Here is a 21,663-nt window from a genome sequence, read left to right as displayed (position 1 = left end):
GGGCGTGCCCCTCTTCCGTACGTGACGGGACGCTTCCGTACGTGACGGAACTCCGTACGTGACGGGACGTGACAGGGCCGCTGGCGGCCCGGCGGTCAGTACGCCTCGGTGAACAGGCGCGAGGCCTTCACGTCGGTGGAACGGTAGCTGTCCTTGCCGTTCTCGATGATCTTCGCGACGTGCTCCAGCCGGTCCTTCATGTGGTCGGCCTTGCCCTTGTACTGCTTCTGGAGGCTGACGTACCCGGCGTGGGCGTCACCGTCCCAGGTGTCGGTGACGACCTTGAGGGCGGCGTCCATCTCTTCTAGGTCCTTGATGATGTTGCGCGACACCGTGCGGATGCGGTTCGCCATCTCCTGGACGCTCTCGTACCTGACCTTGGTGTTCGGATCTCCGGCCATCTGTCTGCTCCTGGTGTTTCAGCGTGCAACGTGTACGGATGAGGGGGCGGCGTCCGGGCTCAGAGGTTGTTGAGCCCGGAGGTGTTGCCCGAGGAGGCGGACTCCTTGACGGCGTTGAAGGCCGCGCGGACCTCGTCGTCGTTGGCGTTGCTGAGGTTCTTGGTCTGGCTCACACCGTTGAGGAGCACGCCCAGCAGCCGGCGGATGTCGTCGTGGTCCTCGTTGATCACGATCTGTGCGGATGTGAATCCACCGGCACCGACACCGGTCCATCCCGCACTGACCGTCGCGAGGATGTCGGCCAGTTCGCGGGACTGCCTGGACACCGCCTGCGACGTCTCGATGATCTTGTTCTTCGCCTGGACGATCGGATCGTCGCCAAGCCCGAAACCGGCACCGGTGTTGCTCATCCGGAGGTCCTATCTCTCAGTTCCCGGGCCTGTCCGCGGGCCGCGGACAGGCTTGTTGCTGCACGGGGACCCGGAAGCCTCCGGCGGTGTTCGCGCACCCCGGAATCGGACTCTGCCACTTCTCGTTCCCCCGTCACACACGTGAAGTCTGCTACCACCCTAGTCACTTCGTCATCTCTCCCCAACTGCGCTTTACGGTGAGAGATCCAGTTCACCCGGCGCTCTCTCAGCGCAAACCGCGCCGTCGCCGGACATCACGGACGACCGTCGCCGTACCGGCCACCACGCAGACCAGGACGGCCGCCAGGGCCAGGGTGTAGGTCGCGTAGCGCTCGCTGCGCTCCTGCGAGGTCTCGGACATCGCCAGGTGCGCCGGCTGGGGCGCGGGCGCCTTGGCCGGGGCGGGGTCCGGGCGCGGGGAGGCGAGCGGGACGTCGTCCTTGTCCCCGGCCAGCGCCCTCACGGGGTCGACCACACCCCAGCCGACGAAGTCGTCGTGGCCCCGGATGGAGCGCTCGGCGGTCTGCTCGATCCGGGCGACGATCTCGGCGGGGCTCCACGTCGGGTACTTCGCCACGAGGAGGGCGGCGACTCCCGCCACGTAGGGCGCGGAGAAACTGGTTCCGTTGTCGGTGCACTGGCCGTCGCCCGGCACCGTGGAGACGATGTCGACGCCCGGAGCGGCGACTCCGACGAAGTCACCGGCCTGCGAGAACGGGGCGCGTTCGTTGTTCCGGTCGGACGAGGCCACGGCGAGGACCCCGGGGAAGGCCGCGGGATAGGTCTGTTTCCGCTTGCCGTCCATGCCGTCGTTGCCCGCGGAGGCGACGACGACGACGTCCTCGGCGAGCGCCCTGGCGACGGCCCTGCCGAGCGCGGAGTCCGCGGCGAGCGGCTTGGTGGTGTCCTGCGAGATGTTGATGACGTCGGCGCCCTTGGCGATCGCGTGGTCGATCGCGGTGGCCATCGTGGTGTCCTTGCCGCTGTTCTTCTCGTCGTTCTGCCGGATCGGGATGATCGTCGCCTCGGGGGCGAGGCCGACGAACCCGGTGCCCTTGCGGGGGCGGGCGGCGATGATGCCGGCGACCTTGGTGCCGTGGCCGACCTCGTCCGTGGTGCCGTCGCTGCTGCCCCCCTTCAGGAGGTTGCGTCCCGCGGAGACGTCGACGGCTTCTGCGAGCTGCGGGTTGGCGTTGTCCACGCCGGTGTCGATGACCGCGACCCGTACGCCCTTGCCCTTGGTGTCCTGCCACAGTTCGTCGAGCAGGACGCGCTGCAGCGACCAGGGCCGGCCCTCGAACTGCTCCTTCATCGGGAAGGTGCATTCGCCGCTGCCGTCCAGGACCGGCCCGGTCCCCCGACGCGGTCCCTCGGTGGCGTACGCGGTGTGCGGCGCCACCAGCGCGGCCAGCGCGGCGGTGGCCGCCGTCAGTGCGGCCGTCTTCCGGTGCAACATCTGTTCCTCTCCCCCGGGTCCCGCGTTCGTGACGATGCCGGTGCGGCTACGAGCCCTGGGGCTGACGTGCGCTGTTGGTGTCGAGCCTGGGGCCCTTGGACAGGAATTCGGACCAGGCGATCGGCACGAGCGACGGGGTGACCTTCTCGTAGCCCAGCCGGATCTGCGCCTGACTGGCCTCGGGCCTGCCGTCCTCGGTCTGCTGGTCGCCGGTGCCGATGTCGGAGCGCTCGGCGTCGCTGTCGCCGTTCGCCTGGACCGCGTAGCGCAGCCCGGTGTCGGTCACCAGGAAGAGTGAGCCGTCGGGCTTGCTCTGCTCGCCCCTGACCTGGGTGTAGAGCAGTCCGCTGCCGGGGGTGACGTAGGTGCTGGTGCCGCCGGCGTTGATGGCGGCGGGGTAGGCGGTGCCGGCCCAGGCGCTCAGCGTCGTACGGCCCTTGTCGTCGACCTTGCGCAGCACGCTGCAGACGGTGTCCCTGCTGCCGTCGCCACCTGCGGAGTTGACCTGCTCGGCCTTGTGCGCGGGCCAGCGGGCCGCCTGGCCCGCGAAGGTCCGCGCGTCCGGCACGAAGTCCTGGAGGCCGACGGCGCGGGCCTCGCTGTCGAGGTTCAGCGGAGCGGTCTGAGGGGAGTTGATCAGCAGCCAGGCGGTGAACTCGGAGACGGGCTGAACCTTGCCTTCGAGGACGACGTAGTACGTCGTGCCCTCGCCGGTCCTGGTCCGCAGCACCATGCCGACCTTGTTCTCCTCGGCGGAGAGCTGGCCCTGGATGTGCGCGGGCGCCCCGACGGTGCCGGGGATCTCCGGGAAGACGAGCGGGCTGCCCTCGTGGAGGGTGGCCAGCCAGTCGTCCGTGACGGCCTGGGGCTGCCTGCTGCCGACGAGGGCGTTGGTCAGGTGGCCGTCGTCGGTCGCCTTCTCGTCGATGAGATAGCGGGTGCCGCTCGCGTCGACGAGGTAACGCGCCTGGTCCTGGCCCTGCACGTAGAGCACCTGGCCCCCGGCGAGCCGGCCTGCGCCGTCCGTCAGCTTGTCGTCCCGCCCGGCGAAGACGAAGGCGGCCTTCTGCACGGTGTTGCCCTTGCCGCCCGGTTGTTCGCAGACGGCCCAGCGCTTGGCGGTGCCCGCGTCCTTGGCCTCGGGCAGCCGGTCGGGGGCGTACGGGATGCCGAGGATCGGGCCGCGCGGGGGCTTGCCCGCGTCCAGGATGTCGTCACCGACCTGGATGACGTCGAACTGCTGCGGGGTGAGCAGCAGCCGGGCGGAGGCGAGGTTGAGCACGGGGTGGAGCAGGGACTTCTTCTGCTTGCCCTCGCCGGTCTCCAGGACGACGTAACGGGTGGTCGACTTCTTGCCGACGATCACCTTGGTGCCGGGCTTGTCCCAGTCCTTGGGCGCCGTGGGCTTGAACATCCCCCAGGCGCCGAATCCGGCGACGATCAGCGCGCCGACGATCAGGCTCGGGACGACGGCGCGCAGGGGGCGCGGGGCGCCCTCCTCGGTACCCGTGGGCGAGGGTTGGAGGAATGCGGCCACCGTGCGCTTCTTCGCAAAGGTGTACGCGTTGAGCTCGTCCCGCCGTGATGCCATGAGTGTGTCTGTCTCCCGTGTCTCCCCGCGCGGCCCAGGGGCGTACGCAAGCCCCGTCCCCTGTGCCGGACCCGGTACCGGACCCTGGTGCCGGACCGGCCCCTACTATGCCTGCTGATCCCGTGCGCCGGTGGGGCGGGTAGGGTGATCCAGCCGCCGAAGCCCCGGCGGGAGCGGGGCGATCGGGTTGAGTTGGGGCCTTATGAACGGGGGAATGCCGGAATGATGGCTTCCGCGACGCGGACACGTCCGGCGGGGAACACACAGCCGTCCAGGGGCCCCGGATCGGGCCGCCCGGGGGCTTCCCGCCGCGGTTCCCGTACGTCTCCGAGCGGCCCCCAGGGCCCCGGCGGCGCTGCGGCTCCGCGACTGAACGGACGTGCCGGACAGATCGGTTCGTTCCGATTGCAACAGCTCGTACTGATCGAAATCGCGGCGGCTCTGCTCGTGGCGGCCTGGGTGGTCGAGCCGCTGCTCCTCGTGCCCGCGGGCGTCCTCGCGGCGGTCCTGGTGCTGCTCGCCGTGGTCCGCCGTCACCGCCGCTCGCTGCCGGAGTGGCTGGGTACCGTCTTCGCGCTGCGCGCCCGCGCACGCCGGGCGGCCACGCTGACGGTCCCGGTGGGCACCGAGCCGGGGCTGGCTCCCGCCGTGGAGTGTGAACCCGCCCTGCGCACGTACTCCTTCAGCGACCGCGACCGGCGCCCGGTCGGAATGATCGGCGACGGTACGTACCTGTCCGCCGTCGTCCAGGTCGAGTCGGACGCGACGGCCCTGCGGCCGGACCGTTCGGCACGGCCGCTGCCGCTGGCGCTCGTACGGGAGGTGCTGGAGGTCGACGGCATCCGGCTGGAGTCGGCGCAGATCGTCCAGCACACCCAGCCCGCGCCCGCTCCGCACCTCCCGAAGCAGTCGGTGGCCGCGCGCAACTACGCGCCCCTGCAGGCCCAGACGGGTTCGCCGGCGCTGCGGATCACCTGGATCGCGCTGAAGCTGGACCCGGAACTCTGCCCGGAGGCGGTGGAGGCGCGCGGCGGCGGAATCACCGGCGCACAGAAGTGCGCGGTACGCGCCGCGGACCAGCTCGCCAGCCGGCTGACCGGTGCGGGGTTCCGCGCGACCGTGCTGACGGAGCAGGAACTGACCTCGGCGATCGCCACGTCGGCGTGCGTCAGCCCGCTGGCCATGGCGCAGGCCAGCCGGGCGGAGACGCCCGGCCGCCGTACCGAGGAGACCTCGCGCACCTGGCGCTGTGACGACCGCTGGCACACCAGCTACTGGGTGAGCCGCTGGCCGCACCTCGGCGGGGGCGGTGCGTCGATGCCGCAGCTGGTCGCGCTGCTCACCTCGATCCCGGCGCTGGCGACGACCTTCAGCCTGACCCTGGGCCACGGCGACCGCTCGGCGGTCTCGGTCACCGGGCATGTCCGTATCACCGGGCGCAGCGACGAGGAACTCCTCGCGGCCCGTCATGAACTCGAGCGCACCGCCCGGGGCGTGAAGGCGTCGCTGGTCCGGCTGGACCGCGAACAGCTGCCCGGTGTGCTCGCCACGCTGCCGCTCGGGGGTACCCGCTGATGTCGTCCGCCACGAGCGCCCGGTCCCGGCTGGGCTTCGGTCTGATCGGCCCCCGCCGCGGCCGGCACACGGTGTCCTTCGACGAACTGGCCACCCTGGCCGTGCCCGTCGGGGACGACGGCACGGTGATCGGCGTGGACGCGGAGGGCCGTCCCGCGGTCCTGGGTGTCAACAGGCCGACGCCGTACGAGATCACGCTGATCGGCGGGCTGTGGACCGCGCAGGTGCTGGCGCTGCGGGCGGCGGCCACGGGTGCGCGGATCGCCGTGGAGACGGGCCGCTCGCAGGCCTGGACGGCGCTCGCGCAGGCCGCGGGCGGCGGGCAGCCGTGCATCTCGCTGCACGACGTGGGGCGGGTGCCGCCGCAGGGCGCGTCGGCCGGGTCCCCGGTGGTCGTGGTGCGCGACTGCGGCATGCGGCCGCCGCGCGGTCGGGTGGTGGCGGGCCCCTGGCAGTCGGTGGTCACCCTGCTGCCGTATCTGAGCCCGGTGGCACCCCGGCTGATGGAGAAGTCGGCCCTCGTGGGCGTCCAGCGGGTCTCCCCCGACGAGGCGGCGCAGATCGGCCGGATCATGAATCTGCCGGCCGCCGAGACCCAGGCGCTGTCCACCCTGGCCGACGGGGTCACCCTGTGGTGTACGGACCGCGACCGGCAGTTCGTGATGACCCAGGCGACCGACGCCGAGTCCGGACTGCTGGGCAGCGCGCGCCGTATGGACTGACCGGGCCCGGGCCCCGGTCTGCGGCCGTCGCGAACGGCCCGCTCCTGGCGGGCAGATGTACTTTTTGGACCACTTCGACCCGCCCTGACGTTCACACTTGGTTCACTTGTGGCGGGACGTGACCTACTGGACAGTTCTTCGCGTGCGATACGGCCTGCCGTTGTGCGCCCCATGGCGATTAGGGTGGGTGGGGGCGCGGCAGAGGAGCCTGCGGGCAGGCACTGCGCGTCGCAAGGGGGAGAGCCGGGCGGATCGGACAACGGGAACGGTCGCCCCCACCCACCACGGCACAAGGGTGCTCGACCACACCAGGAGGCAAAGTGAACGGCGATCGGGACGAGATCCGCGGGGGATGGAACACGCCCGTCGACGAGTCGTCCGACGCGGAGCCCGCCGAGATGACGGGTGAGTTCACCATCGACTACACCCCTCCCGCCTGGTACACCCAGAACGCGTCCGGGGACTCCTCGGGCGGGGCGGGGACACACCTCGCGCCTCCGCCGCCGCAGGGGGCGCCGCTGTCCGTACCGGGGCTTCCGGCCCCCGGCGGATTCGACGGCTGGCCGCCGGCGGTCCCGTCCGGCACGGCGGACTCGGGCACGGCACCTGCGGGCGCCGGCGGTGCCGGGCCTGCGGGCGTGACACCTTCGGGTGTGGGGGCCGTGGGTGCGGGACCCGCTGACGCAGCGCCTTCGGGTGCGGCGCAGGAGCCGTCGGTGTCTCCGTCCGCACCTGCCTCCGAGCCCGTGGCCTCCGCCTCCTCGGACGCGGCCCCCGGTTCCGGCGTGCCGGGCGGTACGTCCGGCGCGTTCGGCGGGGGCGACGTGGAGAGCGGGGCCACCATGCGGTTCTCGCCGGCGGCGCTCAAGCGGGAGATCGCCGAGCGCGAGGCGGCGGCCGAGGCCGAGGCCGCGGTGACCGCCTCGGGTACCTCGGCTGCGGCGGCCGAGCCCGCACCGGCCGCAGTTCCCGCCGTGGACGACGAGGCGGCCCCGTCCGCCCCGGCCGACGCCCCGGCGAGCGAGAAGGGCTCCGAGGAACCGGAGGAGAGCGGCGTGTCCGGCGCCCCCGCCCCGGCGAAGGAGGCGGCCCAGGACGCCGTACGGGCCGAGGGGGACGACGCGCCCGCCCAGGACGTCGAGCCCGCCGACGCCCCCGCGGACGCCGCACCGCAGGAGACGCGGCCCGCCGCAGCCGCCGAGGACGGGGCATCTCCCGCCGACGCGCCGCCGTCCCCGGCCACCCCGCAGGACGCGGCGCCCACCGGCGCGCCGGCTCCGTGGACCCCCGCGCCCGCGCAAGGGGCCCTTCCGCCGCTCCCGCCTGCCTTCCAGCCGGCCGCGCCGCAGCCGAGCACCCCGCAGTCCGCGCCCCAGTGGCCCGCGCAGACGCCTCCGCCGGCACAGCCCGGCGTGCCCGCACCCCAGGGCGGCTACGGCTTCGCGCAGACCCCTCCTCCCGGGGGCGCTCCCCAGGGCGGCTACGGCTTCCCGCAGGCCCAAGCGCCCGCGCAGCCCGCACCGCAGCAGCCCGCACAGGCGCCGCTGCCGGCCGCGCAGACGCCTCTGCCCGCGCAGCCCGACGCACCCGCGCCGCAGGGCGGTTACGGCTTCCCGCAGCAGCAGCCGCAGCCGCCGTTCCCCGCCCAGGGCGCGCCCCAACTGCCGCCTGCCGCCCCGCCGCAGGGCGGTTACGGCTTCCCGGCCCCGCAGACTCCCCAGCAGCCGCACTTCCCGGCTCAGGGTGCTCCGCTCCCGCCGCAGTCCCCGCAGCAGCAGGCTCCGGGCACACCGAACCTGCCCGCACCGCAGCAGCACCAGCCGCAGCCGCATCAGCAGCCGGAGGCCTACCAGCCCCAGCAGCCCGCGCCCCAGGGGCCGCCCGTCGACCCGCGTACCGGCGCCGCCTGGCCGACCCCGGTGACCCACGACCAGCGCGAGCGTTCCGTGCCGGGCGCACCGCTCGGTTACACGGCCGCCGTGGAGCTCTCGTCGGACCGGCTGGTCCGGGGCAAGCAGAAGGCCAAGAGCAGCCGCACCCCCTCCAGCGCCTCCCGCTTCAAGCTGGGCGGCAAGAAGGAGGAGGCGGAGCGCCAGCGCAAGCTGGACCTGATCCGCACGCCGGTGCTCTCCTGCTACCGGATCGCGGTCATCAGCCTGAAGGGCGGCGTCGGCAAGACCACGACGACCACCGCGCTCGGCTCGACCCTCGCCACCGAGCGGCAGGACAAGATCCTCGCCATCGACGCCAACCCGGACGCCGGTACGCTCGGCCGCCGTGTGCGCCGCGAGACCGGGGCCACCATCCGCGACCTGGTGCAGGCGATCCCGTACCTCAACTCGTACATGGACATCCGCCGCTTCACCTCGCAGGCGCCCTCCGGTCTGGAGATCATCGCCAACGACGTGGACCCCGCGGTCTCCACGACCTTCAACGACGAGGACTACCGCCGCGCGATCGACGTGCTGGGCAAGCAGTACCCGATCATCCTCACCGACTCGGGCACCGGACTGCTCTACAGCGCGATGCGCGGGGTGCTCGACCTCGCCGACCAGCTGATCATCATCTCGACGCCGTCCGTCGACGGTGCCTCCAGCGCGTCCACCACGCTGGACTGGCTGTCCGCGCACGGCTACGCCGATCTGGTGCAGCGCTCCCTGACGGTCATCTCCGGCGTCCGGGAGACCGGAAAGATGATCAAGGTCGACGACATCGTGCAGCACTTCGAGACGCGCTGCCGAGGCGTGGTCGTCGTACCGTTCGACGAGCACCTGTCGGCGGGCGCCGAGGTCGACCTCGACATGATGCGCCCGAAGACCCGCGAGGCCTACTTCAACCTCTCCGCGCTGGTCGCCGAGGACTTCCAGCGGGCCCAGCAGCAGCAGGGCCTGTGGACGTCGGACGGCAGCAACCCCCCGCCGCAGTACGCCCCGCCCATGCCGGGCGGGCAGACGCCGGGTCAGCAGGTGCCCGGCCAGGGGCAGTACGCGCCGCAGCCGCAGCCCGGACAGCCGTACCCCGCGCAGCCGCAGCAGCCCTACCCTCCGCAGCAGCCGTACGGGGGACAGCAGCCCTATCCCGGGCAGCAGCCGCCCCAGCAGCCGGCGTCACCCCAGCAGCCGTACCCGCCGCACCCGGGCCAGGGCGCGCAGAACAACAGCTGGCAGCAGACGCCGCCCGCCCAGCCGCAGCCCGGCGCGCACCCGGCCGGACCGCCTCCGGCGCCCGCGCACCACGATGGCCAGGCACATCAGCCCGGGCAGCCGGAACTGCAAGGTCCCGTTCCGCCCGCGGGCTGGCAGCAGCACCCTCCGCAGCCGCCGTCGGCGCCTCAGCAGTAAGGCAGTAGAGGTCTAAACCAATGAGGGCTCGCACCGTCCACCCGGTGCGGGCCCTCGTCGCATTCCCGCAGACCACACGCGGTTTCGCCGACCGTTGACGCGACTCGACCGCCGCTGATAGACCTTCGCTTCACCAGCTGGCGAACCAGAGATCTGCCCGCCTTCACCGTGCGAGTCATGACGCGAGGTCTACGTCCATGGTCACAAGATTGTCTCCACGCTCCTCCCGCCCACACGGCCGCCTGCGCGTCCTTCTCGCCTCCGGGGCCGCCGCCTTGGCGCTGGCCGCCGGGTCGGTCGTCCCCGGAAACCCGCTCGCCCCCGCCCCGCAGGAAGCGCGGGCCGACGACGGGAAGTCGACCCTCACGGTCGCGGTCGCGCAGAGCGTCGACTCCCTGAGCCCCTTCCTCGCGCAGCGGCTGGTCTCCACGAGCATCCACCGGCTGATGTACGACTACCTCACCAACTACGACGCCAAGGACAGCCACACCATCCCGGGCTTCGCCACCGCGTGGGAGGCATCTCCGGACAAGTTGACCTGGACGTACACCATCCGGGGCGACTCGAAGTGGTCCGACGGTGAGAAGGCCACGGCCGAGGACGCGGCGTGGACGTTCAACACGATGATGACCGACGAGGGCGCCGCCACCTCGAACGGCAGCTTCGTCGGCAACTTCAAGAAGGTGACCGCGCCCAGCCCGGACAAGCTGGTCATAGAGCTGAAGCAGCCTCAGGCCACGATGACGGCGCTGGACGTGCCCATCGTGCCCAAGCACGTCTGGGAGAAGGTCGGCGACTTCTCGAAGTTCAACAACGACACGAAGTTCCCGATCGTCGGCAACGGGCCGTTCATCCTGACGGACTACAAGGTCGACAGCTATGTGAAGCTCAAGGCCAACAAGGACTTCTGGCGGGGTGCGCCCAAGTTCGACGAGCTCGTCTTCCGGTACTACAAGGACCAGGACGCAGCCGTCGCCGCCCTCCGAAAGGGTGAAGTTTCCTTCGTCGCCGGCAGCCCCAGCCTGACGCCCGCCCAGGCGGACGCGCTGAAGAGCGCGGACAACATCAAGGTCAACGACGCTCCCGGCCGCCGCTTCTACGCACTGGCCACCAACCCGGGCGCGCAGACCAAGGACGGTCAGAAGTTCGGCGACGGACACGCGGCCCTGCAGGACCAGAAGGTCCGTCAGGCGCTCTTCATGGCCGTGGACCGCACGACCATCATCGACAAGGTCTTCCAGGGCCACGCCATAGAGGGCGAGGGCTACATCCCGCCGCGCTACGACTCGTACTTCTGGAAGCCGTCGGCCGAGCAGAAGCTCGCGCACGACCCGGCGAAGGCGGGCGCCCTGCTCGACGAGGCGGGGTACAAGAAGAACAGCGCCGGCAAGCGGACGGGCAAGGACGGCAAGCCGCTCGACTTCCGCATCCTGTGTCACGCCACCGACCCGAACGACAAGGCGATCGGCAAGTACCTCCAGGAGTGGTGGGGCGACCTCGGCGTCGGCCTGAAGGTCGACTGCCGCGACAACGTCTCGGACCCCTGGTACGCCGGCGAGTACGACCTCGCCTTCGACGGCTGGTCCGTGAACCCCGACCCCGACTTCGTCATGTCGATCCACACCTGCGCCGCGCTGCCCGCCAAGGCGAAGGAGTCCGCGCAGACGGACAACTTCATCTGCGACAAGCAGTACGACGAGCTCTACGCGAAGCAGCTGGCGGAGTACGACCCCGCCAAACGGGCCGATCTCGTGAAGCAGATGGAGTCGCGGCTGTACGACCTGGGGTACATGAACGTCATGGCGTACCCGAATGCCGTCGAGGCCTACCGCACCGACCAGATCAAGTCCATCACGACCATGCCCTCGGACGCGGGCAACATCTACGGCCAGGACGGTTACTGGAGCTGGTGGTCGGCGGTCCCCGCAGCCGGCGCGTCGGGCGACTCGTCCGACGGCGGCGGCAGCTCCACGGGGGTCCTCGTCGGTGTCGGAATCGCCGTAGTCGTCCTCGCCGGTGGCGGGCTGCTGTTCGCCATGCGTCGTCGTTCCACCGCGGAAGACCGTGAATAGTCCATGAGCACAGAAAGCACTCCCGCGCTCCTCAAGGGCGCGGCGGGCGCGGACCCTGTCGAGACCGACGGCCCGGCTCCGGCCGGGCCGTCGGCCCGCGGTCCACGCACCCGCAGCACGACCGCGTACCTCCGCTACGCGGCGGGCAAGCTGGCCGGTGCGGCCGTCTCGCTGTTCGCCGTGCTCGTCACCAGCTTCTTCCTCTTCCGGCTGATCCCCGGCGACCCGGTCAAGCAGATGACCGGGGGCCGGCAGGTGTCGACCGAACAGATCGCCGCGATGCGCAAGGAGTTCGGCCTGGACCTGCCGCTCTGGCAGCAGTTCACCGAATACTGCGGCAAGGCCCTGACCGGGGACTTCGGTACGTCGTACCAGTTCCGCGCCCCCGTCATGGACAAGATCACCGAGGCGCTGCCCGCGACGCTGCTGCTCACCGGCACCGCCTTCGTGATCTACACGGTCATCGGCATCTGGCTGGGGGCCAGGTCCGCCTGGCGCAACGGCTCGGCCGGCGACCGCTTCCACACCGCGTTCGCGCTGACGCTGTACTCCGTGCCGTCGTTCTGGCTGGGCCTGCTCCTGATCATCACCCTGTCGGTCGGCATCGGGCCGGTCCCCGGGCTCTTCCCGACGGGCGGCATGGAGTCCGGCAGCGAGAGCGGCTTCGCGTACGTCGTCGACGTCGCCCATCACCTGGTCCTGCCGGTCGTCACCCTCGTCGCCGTGGAGTACGCGCGCACCCTGCTGGTGATGCGCTCCTCGCTGCTGGACGAGATGGGCAGCGACTATCTGACCACGGCCCGTGCCAAGGGCCTGCGCGACGACCTCGTACGCCGCAGGCACGCCGTCCCCAACGCGATGCTGCCGACCGTGACCCTGCTCTTCGTCAACCTGGGCAACACGGTGGCGGGCGCCATCCTGGTGGAGACGGTGTTCTCCTGGCCCGGTCTCGGGGGCCTCTTCTACCAGGCGCTGAGCGTGCCCGACCTGCCCCTGGTGCAGGCGCTGTTCTTCATCTTCGCCGCCGCTGTGATCCTGATGAACACGCTCGCCGATGTGATCTATCCGCTCCTCGATCCCCGGGTGGGCCGATGACAGCCACGACCGACTCCGCGCCGGCCCTCAGCCCGCGCGCGCTCACCTGGACCCGCCGGCGTCAGGCGGCGGCCCGGTTCTGGCAGCAGTACCGTGCCCACCGGGCCGGACTGGCCGGCCTCACCGTGCTCGCGCTGATCGCCCTGGTCGCGCTGGCCGCCCCGGTGCTGGTGGGCAAGGACTCGCAGAGCGTCACCGAAGCACCCGGCGGCCCGCTGGAGGCGCCGAGCGCCACGTTCCCGCTCGGCACCGACCAGTTCGGCCGCAGCCTGCTCGCCCTGCTGGTCTGGGGGACACGGGTCTCGCTGACCGTCGGACTGCTCGCCGCGTTCCTCTCGGTGGCCATCGGGACCCTGGTGGGCATCACGGCGGGCCACTTCAAGGGCTGGTACGGCAACGTGGTCATGCGGATCACCGACTGGTTCCTGGTGATGCCGACCCTGGTGCTCGCCATCGCGCTGGCGACCGTGCTCTCGCGGTCCCTCTGGACGACGGTGCTCGCCATCGGCGTGACGACCTGGCCGACGACGGCGCGGCTGGTGCGCGCCCAGACACTGTCCGTGGAGTCCCGCCCGTACATCGAGCGCTCCAGGGCACTGGGCGGCGGACACCGCCACATCATGTCCCGTCATGTGCTGCCCAACGTGATGCCTCTGGTGCTCGCCCAGACCACGCTGGTGATCTCCACCGCCATCCTCACCGAGGCGACCCTCGCCTTCCTCGGGCTCGGCGACCCCACGGTCGTCTCCTGGGGCGGACTGCTCCAGGACGCCCGCGAGGCCGGGGCGGTCAGCTCCGGCAACTGGTGGTACCTCGCTCCGCCCGGACTCGCCATCGCGGTGGTCGCGCTCGCGTTCACGCTGTGCGGCCGGACGATCGAGTCCGTGCTCAACCCCAAGCTGGGGGTGTCCCGTTGACCGCGGTGAAGACCGAGAGCGTCGAGAGGCCGGAGGCCGGCCCGCCGCTGCTCGACGTACGCAATCTGCACGTCACCTACGGCTCCGGGGCCTCGGCCGTCCCCGCCGTGCGGGGCGTGGACCTACGGGTCGAGGCCGGCCGGAAGCTCGGCATCGCCGGGGAGTCGGGCTGCGGGAAGTCCACGCTGGCTCTGGCGCTGCTGCGGCTGCTGCCCGCGTCGGCGACGCTGAGCGGGCAGATCCTGCTGGACGGCGAGGACGTCCTCACCATGAAGTGGGGCCGGCTGCGCGCCGTTCGCTGGGCGGGGGCGTCGATCGTCTTCCAGGGCGCGATGCACTCGCTGAACGCCGTGCACCGGATCGGGGACCAGATCGCCGAACCGATCCTGCTGCACGGCAGGGCCGGCCCTGCCGCCGCGCGTACCCGCGCCGGTGAGCTGCTGGAGCAGGTGGGGCTTCCGGCCGCCCGCGCGGACTCCTATCCGCACGAGCTGTCCGGTGGCCAGCGCCAGCGCGTGATGATCGCCATGGCACTGGCCTGCGCCCCCCGGCTGATCATCGCGGACGAACCGACCACCGCGCTGGACGTGATGATCCAGGCGCAGATCCTGCGGCTGATCGAGAAGCTCGTGGCGGACCAGGACCTCGGCCTGATCATGATCAGCCACGACCTCGCGGTGCTCTCCGACACCTGCGACCGGCTCGCGGTGATGTACGCCGGCCGGGTCGTCGAGGAGGGACCCGCCGAACAGGTCTACGAAAGCGCCCGGCATCCGTACAGCAGTGCCCTCTCGGCGGCCTTCCCACGCATCGGCGACCTCTCCTCACGGCACGCGCCACGCGGTCTCCCGGGTGACCCGCCGGACCCGTCGGCACTGCCCTCCGGCTGCACGTTCCATCCGCGCTGTCCGGCGGCGCTGGACATCTGTGCCACCGAGGATCAGGAGCTGCGGGTCGCGGGGCCGTCCCGGCGGGCCGCGTGCGTGCTGGTGGAGCCGGGCACTGCCGCGGCGCCGGGTCTGTTCGGCGGCGCCGACGAAGCGAGGAGCACCTCATGACCACCACTCCCCCCGCGCCTCTGCTCAGCGCCCAGTCCCTGGAGGTCGCCTTCCCGGGGCGGCGCGGGGCGGCGACCGCACGGGCGGTCGACGGGGTCGACCTCGACATCCGCCCCGGCGAGATCGTGGCCCTGGTCGGCGAGTCGGGCTGCGGCAAGACCACGCTGGCCCGTTCGCTGCTGGGCCTGGTACCGCCCACCGCGGGCCGGGTCACCTTCGGTGGTGAGCCCCTCGACTACGCGGGCCGGGCGCTCAAGGCGTACCGCAAGCGGGTGCAGCTGGTGCTCCAGGACCCGAGCGGCTCCCTCAACCCGCGCCACACGGTGTACGACGCGGTGGCGGAGGGCCTGCGCATCCACGGGTACGCGGGCGACGAGCGGGCGGCCGTGGCCGAGGCGCTGTCCCGGGCCGGGCTGCGGCCCCCGGAGCGGTTCTTCCTGCGCCATCCGCACGAGCTGTCCGGCGGCCAGCGCCAGCGCGTGGTGATCGCGGGCGCGCTGGTCCTGGAACCGGAGCTCATCGTCGCGGACGAGCCGGTGGCCTCGCTGGACGCGTCCGTCCGAGGAGAGATCCTGGCGCTGCTGCTGCGGCTGCGCGACGAGCTGGGGCTGTCGGCGCTGGTGGTGACGCACGATCTGGGGCTGGCCTGGAACATCGCGGACCGGGTCGCGGTGATGTACCTCGGCCGGATCGTGGAGACGGGGGACGTCGAGCAGATCCTCACGGCTCCCCGGCACCCGTACACCCAGGCCCTGCTGTCCGTGCTGCCTGAGGCGGACGGCGATCCGGTGATCCTGACGGGCGAACCGCCGGACCCCTCGAAGGTGCCGTCCGGCTGCCGCTTCCACGCCCGCTGCCAGGTGCTCGCCTCGGGCGAGGCGGAACGCGCGGGCGTCGCGGACGCGTGCCGCGGACAGGACCTGCCGGTGCTGGACGGAGGCGGGGCGGCCCAGGTCGCGTGCCACTGGGCGGCGGCCACCACGCAGGCGCCCGCAGCGGGCTAGGCCTCCCGGGTGTGGTGGATCGTGCCGGTGAGCTCCCCCAGGGGCCGTCCCGTGCCGCCCCAGCGGTGCTGGACGATCTCGGCCGCGATGGAGACCGCCGTCTCCTCGGGCGTACGCGCCCCGAGGTCGAGGCCGACCGGGGAGGCGAGGCGGGCGAGTGACGCCTCGTCCACCCCGGCCTCGCGCAGCCGGGCCGTCCGGTCGGCGTGGGTGCGCCGGCTGCCCATCACCCCGATGTACGCCGCGGGGGTGCGCAGTGCCGCGACGAGCAGGGGGACGTCGAACTTCGGGTCGTGCGTCAGGACGCACACCACCGTGCGCGCGTCCACCTCGGTCGACTCCAGATAGGTGTGCGGCCAGGCGCAGACCACCTCGTCGGCCGTCGGGAACCGCTCGCGCGTCGCGAAGACCGGCCGGGCGTCGCAGACCGTCACCCGGTAGCCGAGGAAGGAGCCGATCCTCGCGGTGGCGGCGGCGTGGTCGATGGCCCCGAAGACGAGCATGCGGGGTGCGGGGGCGTAGGTCTGGACGAAGACGGTGACGTCCTGCATCCGGCGCTCGCCGTGCGGACCGTAGCCGATGCTCTCGGTGGCGCCCTGTGCGAGGAGCCCACGCGCGTCGTCGGTGACGGCGGCGTCCAGTCCCTCCCCACCGAGCGACCCACGGGCGCGGCCGGGCAGGACCAGCCGCCGGGCCCCTAGCGGCCCCGCCCCGGAGACCACCGAGGCGAGCGCGGCGGGCCTGCCGTCGTCGAGCACGCCGAGGAGTTCCCGCAGCAGCTCCCGGTCGGCCCGGGCGGTGTAGGGCTGCACCAGGACGTCGATGGTGCCGCCGCAGGTCAGCCCGGCGCCGAAGGCCTCGTCGTCGCTGATGCCGTAGGTCCGCAGCAGCGGGCGGCCCGTGGTCAGGGCCTCGGTGGCGGTCTCGTACACGTCGCTCTCCACGCACCCGCCGGAGACGCTGCCCGCCACCTGGCCCGTGGCGGTCACCGCCATCACCGCGCCGGGTGCGCGCGGCGCGCTGCCCCGCACCGCGACGACGGTGGCCAGGGCGAAGGGCGTACCCGCGGTGTCCCAGCCGCGCAGTTCCGGCACCAGTTCACGCACGCGGACCTCCCGGCTCCTCGGCTGCTACCCCCGACGATGCCCTCGTGTCCGCCCGCGCACCACAGGAAGGCCGCACCACAGGAGGGCGTCAGCGGCGCTCGTACGCCGCGATCAGCTCGCTGGAACGCTTCACGTCGGCGGCCATCGCCACGAGCAGGTCGTCGATCGAGTCGAACTTCAGCATGCCGCGTACGTAGGCGAGGAAGTCCACCGCCACGTGCAGGCCGTACAGGTCGAGGCCGACGCGGTCGATCGCGTACGCCTCCACCGTGCGGTCCTTGCCGTCGAACTGCGGGTTCGTCCCGACGGAGATCGCGGCGGGCATCGCCTCGCCCTCGACGGTCAGCCAGCCCGCGTAGACGCCGTCGGCGGGGATCGCGGTGTGCGGCAGGGTCTCCACGTTCGCGGTGGGGAAGCCGAGCTCCCGGCCCCGCTGCGCGCCGCGCACCACGACGCCCTCCACGCGGTGCGGGCGGCCCAGGATCTCCGCGGCCCCTTCGACGTCGCCCTCGGCGACCAGACGGCGGGTGAGCGTCGACGAGAACGGCTCGCCGCCGCCCGCGTCACCGCTGACGAAGAGGTCGATGACCTCGACCTCGTAGTCGTACGTCGCGCCGAGCTCGGCGAGGAACGTCACGTCACCCGCCGCGCGGTGCCCGAAACGGAAGTTGGGGCCCTCGATGACCAGCCGGGCGTGCAGCTTGTCGACGAGGACCTTCGCGATGAAGTCGGCGGGCGAGAGCTGCGAGAACTCGGCGGTGAACGGCAGGATCAGCACCGCGTCCACCCCCAGCTCCGTCATCAGCTCGGCGCGGCGCTGGTGCGGGGCGAGCAGCGGCGGGTGCGTGCCGGGGCGCACGACCTCGCTGGGGTGCGGGTCGAAGGTGACGACGACGGAGGGCACGCCGAGCTCACGCGCCCGGTCCACGGCCCGGCCGATGATCAGCTGGTGCCCGCGGTGCACCCCGTCGTAGGAGCCGATGGTGACGACGCTGCGTCCCCAGCCCTCGGGGATGTCCTCCAAGCCACGCCAGCACTGCACTGTGACCGCTCCTCGCCCGAACCTGTGTACGTGTGTAAGTCCATTACGCAGGTCTAAGACTGCCATGCTCACGTCCCGCGGCCTGCATCGGCACCTGCATCCCCGGCCGCGCCCCTTCCATGGCCTCCATCGTGCGCCGGGCGGCGGCCCCCACCACGGCGGCCCACTCCTGCGGGGCGTCGGCCAGCCACCCGGTGACGAGTGCCGCGAAGCCGGGAACGTCCCGGGCGAGTTCCACGAGGGCACGGTCGAAGCGCCCGGCGCCCTCGGGTGTGCGTACGAGCAGCATTCCGGTGCGGTGCACGAGCGCCCTGGTGCGGGCCTCAGGGCGGCGTGCGGATCCGGCCGCCGCGGCCCTCAGCAGGGCTTCGAGGACCTCGGGGTCCTTCCCGGTGTCCTGCTCGAACTCCAGCAGCACCTCCAGCAGCTCGGCCCGCAGGGGCCGTGAGGCAGGGCTCCCCTGGGCGGCGAGCACCCGGGCCAGCGCGGCGCGCACCGGCGGCGGCGCGGGGCGGTCCCGCAGCAGCCCGGTCACCAGGGGCAGCAGCAGCGCGCGGGCGGCCGGGCTGTGCTCCAGCCGGAGCTCCACATAGGCCGCCGCGCGGGCCCCCCCACCGCCGGGGCGGCTGTCGATGTACCGGCGTACGAGGCCGGGGGCGTGCAGCGCCAGGGCCGGTGTGTCCAGGGTGGCCAGCTCCCGCAGCACCTCGTCGGCGGCCTCCCCCGGCAGCGACAGCCGGGCGCGCAGCGCGGCGAGCACCGGCTCGGGGTGCTCGGGCAGTACGTCCGTCAGCAGGGACAGCGGCAGCCTCGGGTCCCCGGCGGCGAAGACGCGCAGGGCCTGCGGCAGATGCCGGCCCCCGGTCCCCGGATCGCGTACGAGCACGGTGAGCGCCTGGGCGTGCAGGGCGGTGTCGTCCGGGCGGGCCAGGAGGGTGAGTGCCGCGCCGCGCAGCAGGGCGCGGTCCGCGTCGGTGAGGCCGAGGGCGGCCGTGAGCGTGGCGTGGACGGCGGCAGCCGCACGCCGCTCGGGGCGCCCCTCGTCGCGCGCCCATCGGTCGACGGCACGGCAGAGCGCGCCCGGCTCGTCCTCGGCGAGGGCGGCGAGCAGTTCGGCTGCGCGCGGGTGGGAGGTGTCGACGAGGGCCTCGGTGAGGTCGTCGAGCGCGAGGTCCCGGCGGGCGTACAGGAGTGCCTGGGCCGCGGCGGCCACGGTGAGCCGCATCGGCACACCCTCCTGGGAAGGGAGAGGGCTCTCGTCGGTGAACCAGCGGCAGAGCAGCGCCTGCACCGTCCTGGGGTGGGCGGCGAGGCGGCTGGACACGGCGTCCAGATAGCGTTCGCCGCCGTCCGCGCGCCGGGCTCCGTCGGCGGGCAGGAGCAGCCGGCGCAGGAGGTCGATGCGGTCCTCCTCGGGCAGCTGGACGCGGCGCCAGAACCAGGGACCGAACTCGGCGTAGGGGCCGAGCGCGGCCGTCCCGTCCGGGGAGAGGGACCGCCGGGTGATGCGCCCGGTGAGCACCCGCAGGACCCCGAGGCACGGCCGGGCGTCGGGCACCCTGAGCAGGCTCTCCCGGAGCAGGTGGGCGGCCCACCACGCGGCGTCGCGGTGCCGGCCCGCCGTGCCCGCCCCGGTCGGCAGGCGGTCCATCGCCTCGATCAGGTCCGCCATCCGGTGGGCCAGCGCCGCTGGTCCCTGCCTGCGCCCGAGCAGGAGCATCGCCTGGATCACCGGGCCGATGCGGTGCCGCGGCACCGGGAGGTTGCGGGGTTCCTCGCCGGGGTCCTCCCCTTCCGCCTCGGCGGGTTCCTGCGCGGCCCCGTCGCCGTGCCAGCGGTGGACCAGGGAGTGCAGGGCGGCGTCCAGGTCCAGGTGGGCGCCCTGTACCCAGTCGCCCAGCTCCTCGTGCGCGAAGCGGTATCCGCCGCCGGCGGGCACCAGGAGGCCTTCGGTGAGGACTGCCGAGGCCCATCCCGTACGCCAGGGGAAGATCTCCTCGAACGCCTCCCGGTCCAGCTCCCCCTGTCCGGGCCCGAGGCAGCGCCTGGCCGCCTCGTGGACCTGGCCCGCCACCTTGGCGGCGAGTCTGCGGACCGCCTTGCCGCGGAGCCGGGGTTCGGCCTGGGCCCCGATCCGCACGGCGATCCGGACGCAGCTGAGGTCCAGGTGCGCGGCGAACACCTCTTCCGTCCCGGGACGGCCGGCCACGTCCGGCGGAAGGGCCTCCCGGACCTCCGCCAGCAGGCGCAGGGTGAGGGGGTGCCGGTCGTGGCCCGGAGCGATCGTGCCGGGCGGGATGCCGTACCCCTCCATGACCCGGGCGGCCTGGTCCGCGGTGAGGTCGCCGAGCCGGACGGCGGGCGGCAGCCCTCCGGCGGGCCGCTCGGGTCGGTGCAGGGCGTCCGGCGGGTAGAGCGCGCCCGCGGTCTCCCAGTGCTCGGGGCGGCAGGCCACGACCATCCGCGCCTCGTGGGCCCGCAGCCATGCGGCGGTCGCCCGCGTCCAGCCGGCGAGCCGGTGGGCCAGCAGCGGAGGCATCTCCTCGGGGCCGTCCACGACGACGAGCAGGGGGCTTCCGGACTCCGCCGCGAGGCGCGCCACACGTTCGGGAGTCGCCGGTGCCATGTCGCCCCGGGCCCCCGCGGCGGTGAGGATCCTCCCGGAGCGCTCGAGGGCGCGGCTCATGGCGTCGGTGACCGAGGTGTCGTCAGCCAGCAGATCCGCCCCGCGCAGCCAGAGGGTGAGGGCCGGTACGGGGCCGCGCGCCCGGCGGGCCGCCAGGGCGGCCAGTTCGGTGGTCCGGCCGGTACCGGGGGCACCGACCAGCCCGAGCACCGGACCGGTTCCGCCCTCGAATGCGGTGAACTCGTCGCTGACGCGGGGGCGTTCGACGGCCTCCCTGCCGCGGGGGCGGCTGTCCGCCTGGCCGAGCGAGGTGGCGGTCAGCTGGAGCGCTCCCGCGAGGTTGAGGTCGCATCCGTAGCCAGGGACGCCGTTCGCGTTGCGCCGGAGCACCTCCGCCAGCGGCCCCGGGACGTTCCGGGCCGTCAACGGCACCGCGAGTCCGGCGGCCTCGTGAGCGGCGCGCAGCGCCGTGGAGAGCACGCCCAGGACCGCACCGGTGTCCGGGTCCGTCACGGGTCCGCCGACCGCGGCCCCGCCGGACCGCAGGGCGTCCCGCCCGTCCGTGCCCAGGGCGAGCTCGAGGGCGTCGCTCACCGGGTGGTCGCGCCCCCCTTCGGTGTACGTCGCCGGGACCGCTCCGAGCACCCGCGCCTCGCGCCAGCCGTGGGCGGCGATGCGTACGTAGGTCCCCGTGCCGATCCGCTCGCGCACCGCGATGGGCAGCGGTTCCACGCCGAGGGCCTCGGGGCCGCCCGTACGCAGCAGGGCGAGGCCGAGCGCGGGCAGGGGGGTGATGTCGCCGACGGCGAGGGAGCAGCTGCGGCCGTCGGCGCCGTGCAGTGTCAGCGGGACTGGGCGCGCGACGGCTTGGTGGGCGGTGACGACCGTGCCCCGGTCGTCCGCGACGAATCCGGTCCCCCGCGGCCGGCCGGCCTGATCACAGATTCTCACCAGTTTCGACCGGTCCCCGCTGCCCATGGTCCGACGGTAGATCCCGGGTGATCGCCACGAGAAACGCGAGGGGTGAAAGCGCCCCCCTCACACCCCTCCGTCACTCCGAGCGCCCCTCCATTGGAGTGAACAAGCGCGTCCGTCTGGACAGAGATGCTCGCGGGAGGGGGGTCGTGGGGGGGGGGGGGGGGGGGGGGGGGCCGCCCCCCCCGGGGGGGGGCCGGGGGGGGGGGCCCCGCGGGGGGGGGGGGGCCCCGGGGGGGGGGGGGGCGCCCCGCCCGGCGGGGGCATGTCGG

General features: G+C 73.0%; 15 protein-coding genes. 8 read left to right on the top strand and 7 right to left on the bottom strand.

What is annotated here, in order from left to right; translation table 11 throughout:
* Window positions 1-95: 95 nt before the first annotated feature.
* The 4 genes from ACFYQ6_RS34280 to eccB all read right to left on the bottom strand — a co-directional run bounded on the left by ACFYQ6_RS34280 (window position 96) and on the right by eccB (window position 3,858).
* A complete protein-coding gene (locus tag ACFYQ6_RS34280; protein WP_361586172.1) occupies window positions 96-401 on the bottom strand; it encodes a WXG100 family type VII secretion target in 306 nt (101 codons plus the stop codon).
* A 59-nt stretch (window positions 402-460) separates the two neighbouring features.
* Window positions 461-811, bottom strand: a complete 351-nt coding sequence (locus ACFYQ6_RS34275; protein WP_361586175.1) for a hypothetical protein — start codon at window positions 809-811, stop codon at window positions 461-463.
* 226 nt (window positions 812-1,037) lie between these two features.
* Complete coding sequence (gene mycP / locus ACFYQ6_RS34270) at window positions 1,038-2,267, bottom strand: type VII secretion-associated serine protease mycosin (protein WP_388766742.1); 1,230 nt, start codon at window positions 2,265-2,267, stop codon at window positions 1,038-1,040.
* 46 nt (window positions 2,268-2,313) lie between these two features.
* On the bottom strand, window positions 2,314-3,858 hold the full coding sequence (eccB, locus tag ACFYQ6_RS34265; RefSeq protein WP_361586180.1) for a type VII secretion protein EccB: 1,545 nt from the start codon (window positions 3,856-3,858) through the stop codon (window positions 2,314-2,316).
* Window positions 3,859-4,083: 225 nt separating this feature from the next.
* On the opposite strand from eccB, the gene eccE reads away from it, so the two are divergent.
* The 8 genes from eccE to ACFYQ6_RS34225 all read left to right on the top strand — a co-directional run bounded on the left by eccE (window position 4,084) and on the right by ACFYQ6_RS34225 (window position 15,642).
* Window positions 4,084-5,433, top strand: a complete 1,350-nt coding sequence (gene eccE, locus ACFYQ6_RS34260) for a type VII secretion protein EccE (protein ID WP_388766748.1) — start codon at window positions 4,084-4,086, stop codon at window positions 5,431-5,433.
* Window positions 5,433-6,155 (top strand): hypothetical protein, encoded by a 723-nt coding sequence (locus ACFYQ6_RS34255; RefSeq protein ID WP_361586185.1) that lies wholly within the window; start codon window positions 5,433-5,435, stop codon window positions 6,153-6,155. The genes eccE and ACFYQ6_RS34255 overlap by 1 nt, the downstream gene beginning before the upstream one ends.
* 320 nt (window positions 6,156-6,475) lie before the next feature.
* On the top strand, window positions 6,476-9,496 hold the full coding sequence (locus ACFYQ6_RS34250; RefSeq protein ID WP_388766739.1) for an SCO5717 family growth-regulating ATPase: 3,021 nt from the start codon (window positions 6,476-6,478) through the stop codon (window positions 9,494-9,496).
* Between the two features lie 197 nt (window positions 9,497-9,693).
* A complete protein-coding gene (locus ACFYQ6_RS34245; protein WP_361586190.1) occupies window positions 9,694-11,568 on the top strand; it encodes an ABC transporter substrate-binding protein in 1,875 nt (624 codons plus the stop codon).
* A 3-nt stretch (window positions 11,569-11,571) separates the two neighbouring features.
* Window positions 11,572-12,663, top strand: coding sequence for an ABC transporter permease (locus tag ACFYQ6_RS34240; RefSeq protein WP_361586193.1), 1,092 nt, complete (start codon window positions 11,572-11,574; stop codon window positions 12,661-12,663).
* A complete protein-coding gene (locus ACFYQ6_RS34235) occupies window positions 12,660-13,580 on the top strand; it encodes an ABC transporter permease (protein WP_361586196.1) in 921 nt (306 codons plus the stop codon). The genes ACFYQ6_RS34240 and ACFYQ6_RS34235 overlap by 4 nt, the downstream gene beginning before the upstream one ends.
* The gene (locus ACFYQ6_RS34230; RefSeq protein WP_388766736.1) at window positions 13,577-14,638 is read left to right on the top strand and encodes an ABC transporter ATP-binding protein; all 1,062 of its coding nucleotides are present in this window, start codon (window positions 13,577-13,579) and stop codon (window positions 14,636-14,638) included. Before ACFYQ6_RS34235 ends, ACFYQ6_RS34230 begins: the two co-directional genes overlap by 4 nt.
* Window positions 14,635-15,642, top strand: a complete 1,008-nt coding sequence (locus ACFYQ6_RS34225; RefSeq protein WP_361586202.1) for an ABC transporter ATP-binding protein — start codon at window positions 14,635-14,637, stop codon at window positions 15,640-15,642. The genes ACFYQ6_RS34230 and ACFYQ6_RS34225 overlap by 4 nt, the downstream gene beginning before the upstream one ends.
* Here the strand turns inward: ACFYQ6_RS34225 and ACFYQ6_RS34220 are convergent.
* The 3 genes from ACFYQ6_RS34220 to ACFYQ6_RS34210 form a co-directional block, all read right to left on the bottom strand.
* Window positions 15,639-16,748 carry an XdhC/CoxI family protein gene (locus ACFYQ6_RS34220; protein ID WP_361586205.1) on the bottom strand — a complete coding sequence of 370 codons (1,110 nt, stop codon included), beginning with the start codon at window positions 16,746-16,748 and terminating at the stop codon, window positions 15,639-15,641. The two genes, ACFYQ6_RS34225 and ACFYQ6_RS34220, sit on opposite strands and share 4 nt — an antisense overlap.
* Before the next feature lie 88 nt (window positions 16,749-16,836).
* On the bottom strand, window positions 16,837-17,790 hold the full coding sequence (locus ACFYQ6_RS34215) for a bifunctional riboflavin kinase/FAD synthetase (protein ID WP_361586208.1): 954 nt from the start codon (window positions 17,788-17,790) through the stop codon (window positions 16,837-16,839).
* 43 nt (window positions 17,791-17,833) lie between these two features.
* The gene (locus ACFYQ6_RS34210; protein WP_388766731.1) at window positions 17,834-21,394 is read right to left on the bottom strand and encodes a trypsin-like peptidase domain-containing protein; all 3,561 of its coding nucleotides are present in this window, start codon (window positions 21,392-21,394) and stop codon (window positions 17,834-17,836) included.
* Window positions 21,395-21,663: the final 269 nt, after the last annotated feature.

Source organism: Streptomyces sp. NPDC005494 (assembly GCF_042872025.1).
In the GTDB taxonomy this organism is placed as follows: domain Bacteria; phylum Actinomycetota; class Actinomycetes; order Streptomycetales; family Streptomycetaceae; genus Streptomyces.
The sequence above is the reverse complement of the archived record's forward strand: the minus strand, read 5'-3'. Positions and strand labels throughout refer to the sequence as shown.

Bases quoted from the DNA above. Each gene is read 5' to 3' on its own strand.
- ACFYQ6_RS34210 (WP_388766731.1), bottom strand. From the start codon at position 21,394: ATGGGCAGCGGGGACCGGTCGAAACTGGTGAGAATCTGTGATCAGGCC.
- eccB (WP_361586180.1), bottom strand. From the start codon at position 3,858: ATGGCATCACGGCGGGACGAGCTCAACGCGTACACCTTTGCGAAGAAG.
- ACFYQ6_RS34280 (WP_361586172.1), bottom strand. From the start codon at position 401: ATGGCCGGAGATCCGAACACCAAGGTCAGGTACGAGAGCGTCCAGGAG.
- ACFYQ6_RS34245 (WP_361586190.1), top strand. From the start codon at position 9,694: ATGGTCACAAGATTGTCTCCACGCTCCTCCCGCCCACACGGCCGCCTG.
- ACFYQ6_RS34255 (WP_361586185.1), top strand. From the start codon at position 5,433: ATGTCGTCCGCCACGAGCGCCCGGTCCCGGCTGGGCTTCGGTCTGATC.
- ACFYQ6_RS34235 (WP_361586196.1), top strand. From the start codon at position 12,660: ATGACAGCCACGACCGACTCCGCGCCGGCCCTCAGCCCGCGCGCGCTC.
- ACFYQ6_RS34240 (WP_361586193.1), top strand. From the start codon at position 11,572: ATGAGCACAGAAAGCACTCCCGCGCTCCTCAAGGGCGCGGCGGGCGCG.
- eccE (WP_388766748.1), top strand. From the start codon at position 4,084: ATGGCTTCCGCGACGCGGACACGTCCGGCGGGGAACACACAGCCGTCC.
- ACFYQ6_RS34225 (WP_361586202.1), top strand. From the start codon at position 14,635: ATGACCACCACTCCCCCCGCGCCTCTGCTCAGCGCCCAGTCCCTGGAG.
- mycP (WP_388766742.1), bottom strand. From the start codon at position 2,267: ATGTTGCACCGGAAGACGGCCGCACTGACGGCGGCCACCGCCGCGCTG.
- ACFYQ6_RS34275 (WP_361586175.1), bottom strand. From the start codon at position 811: ATGAGCAACACCGGTGCCGGTTTCGGGCTTGGCGACGATCCGATCGTC.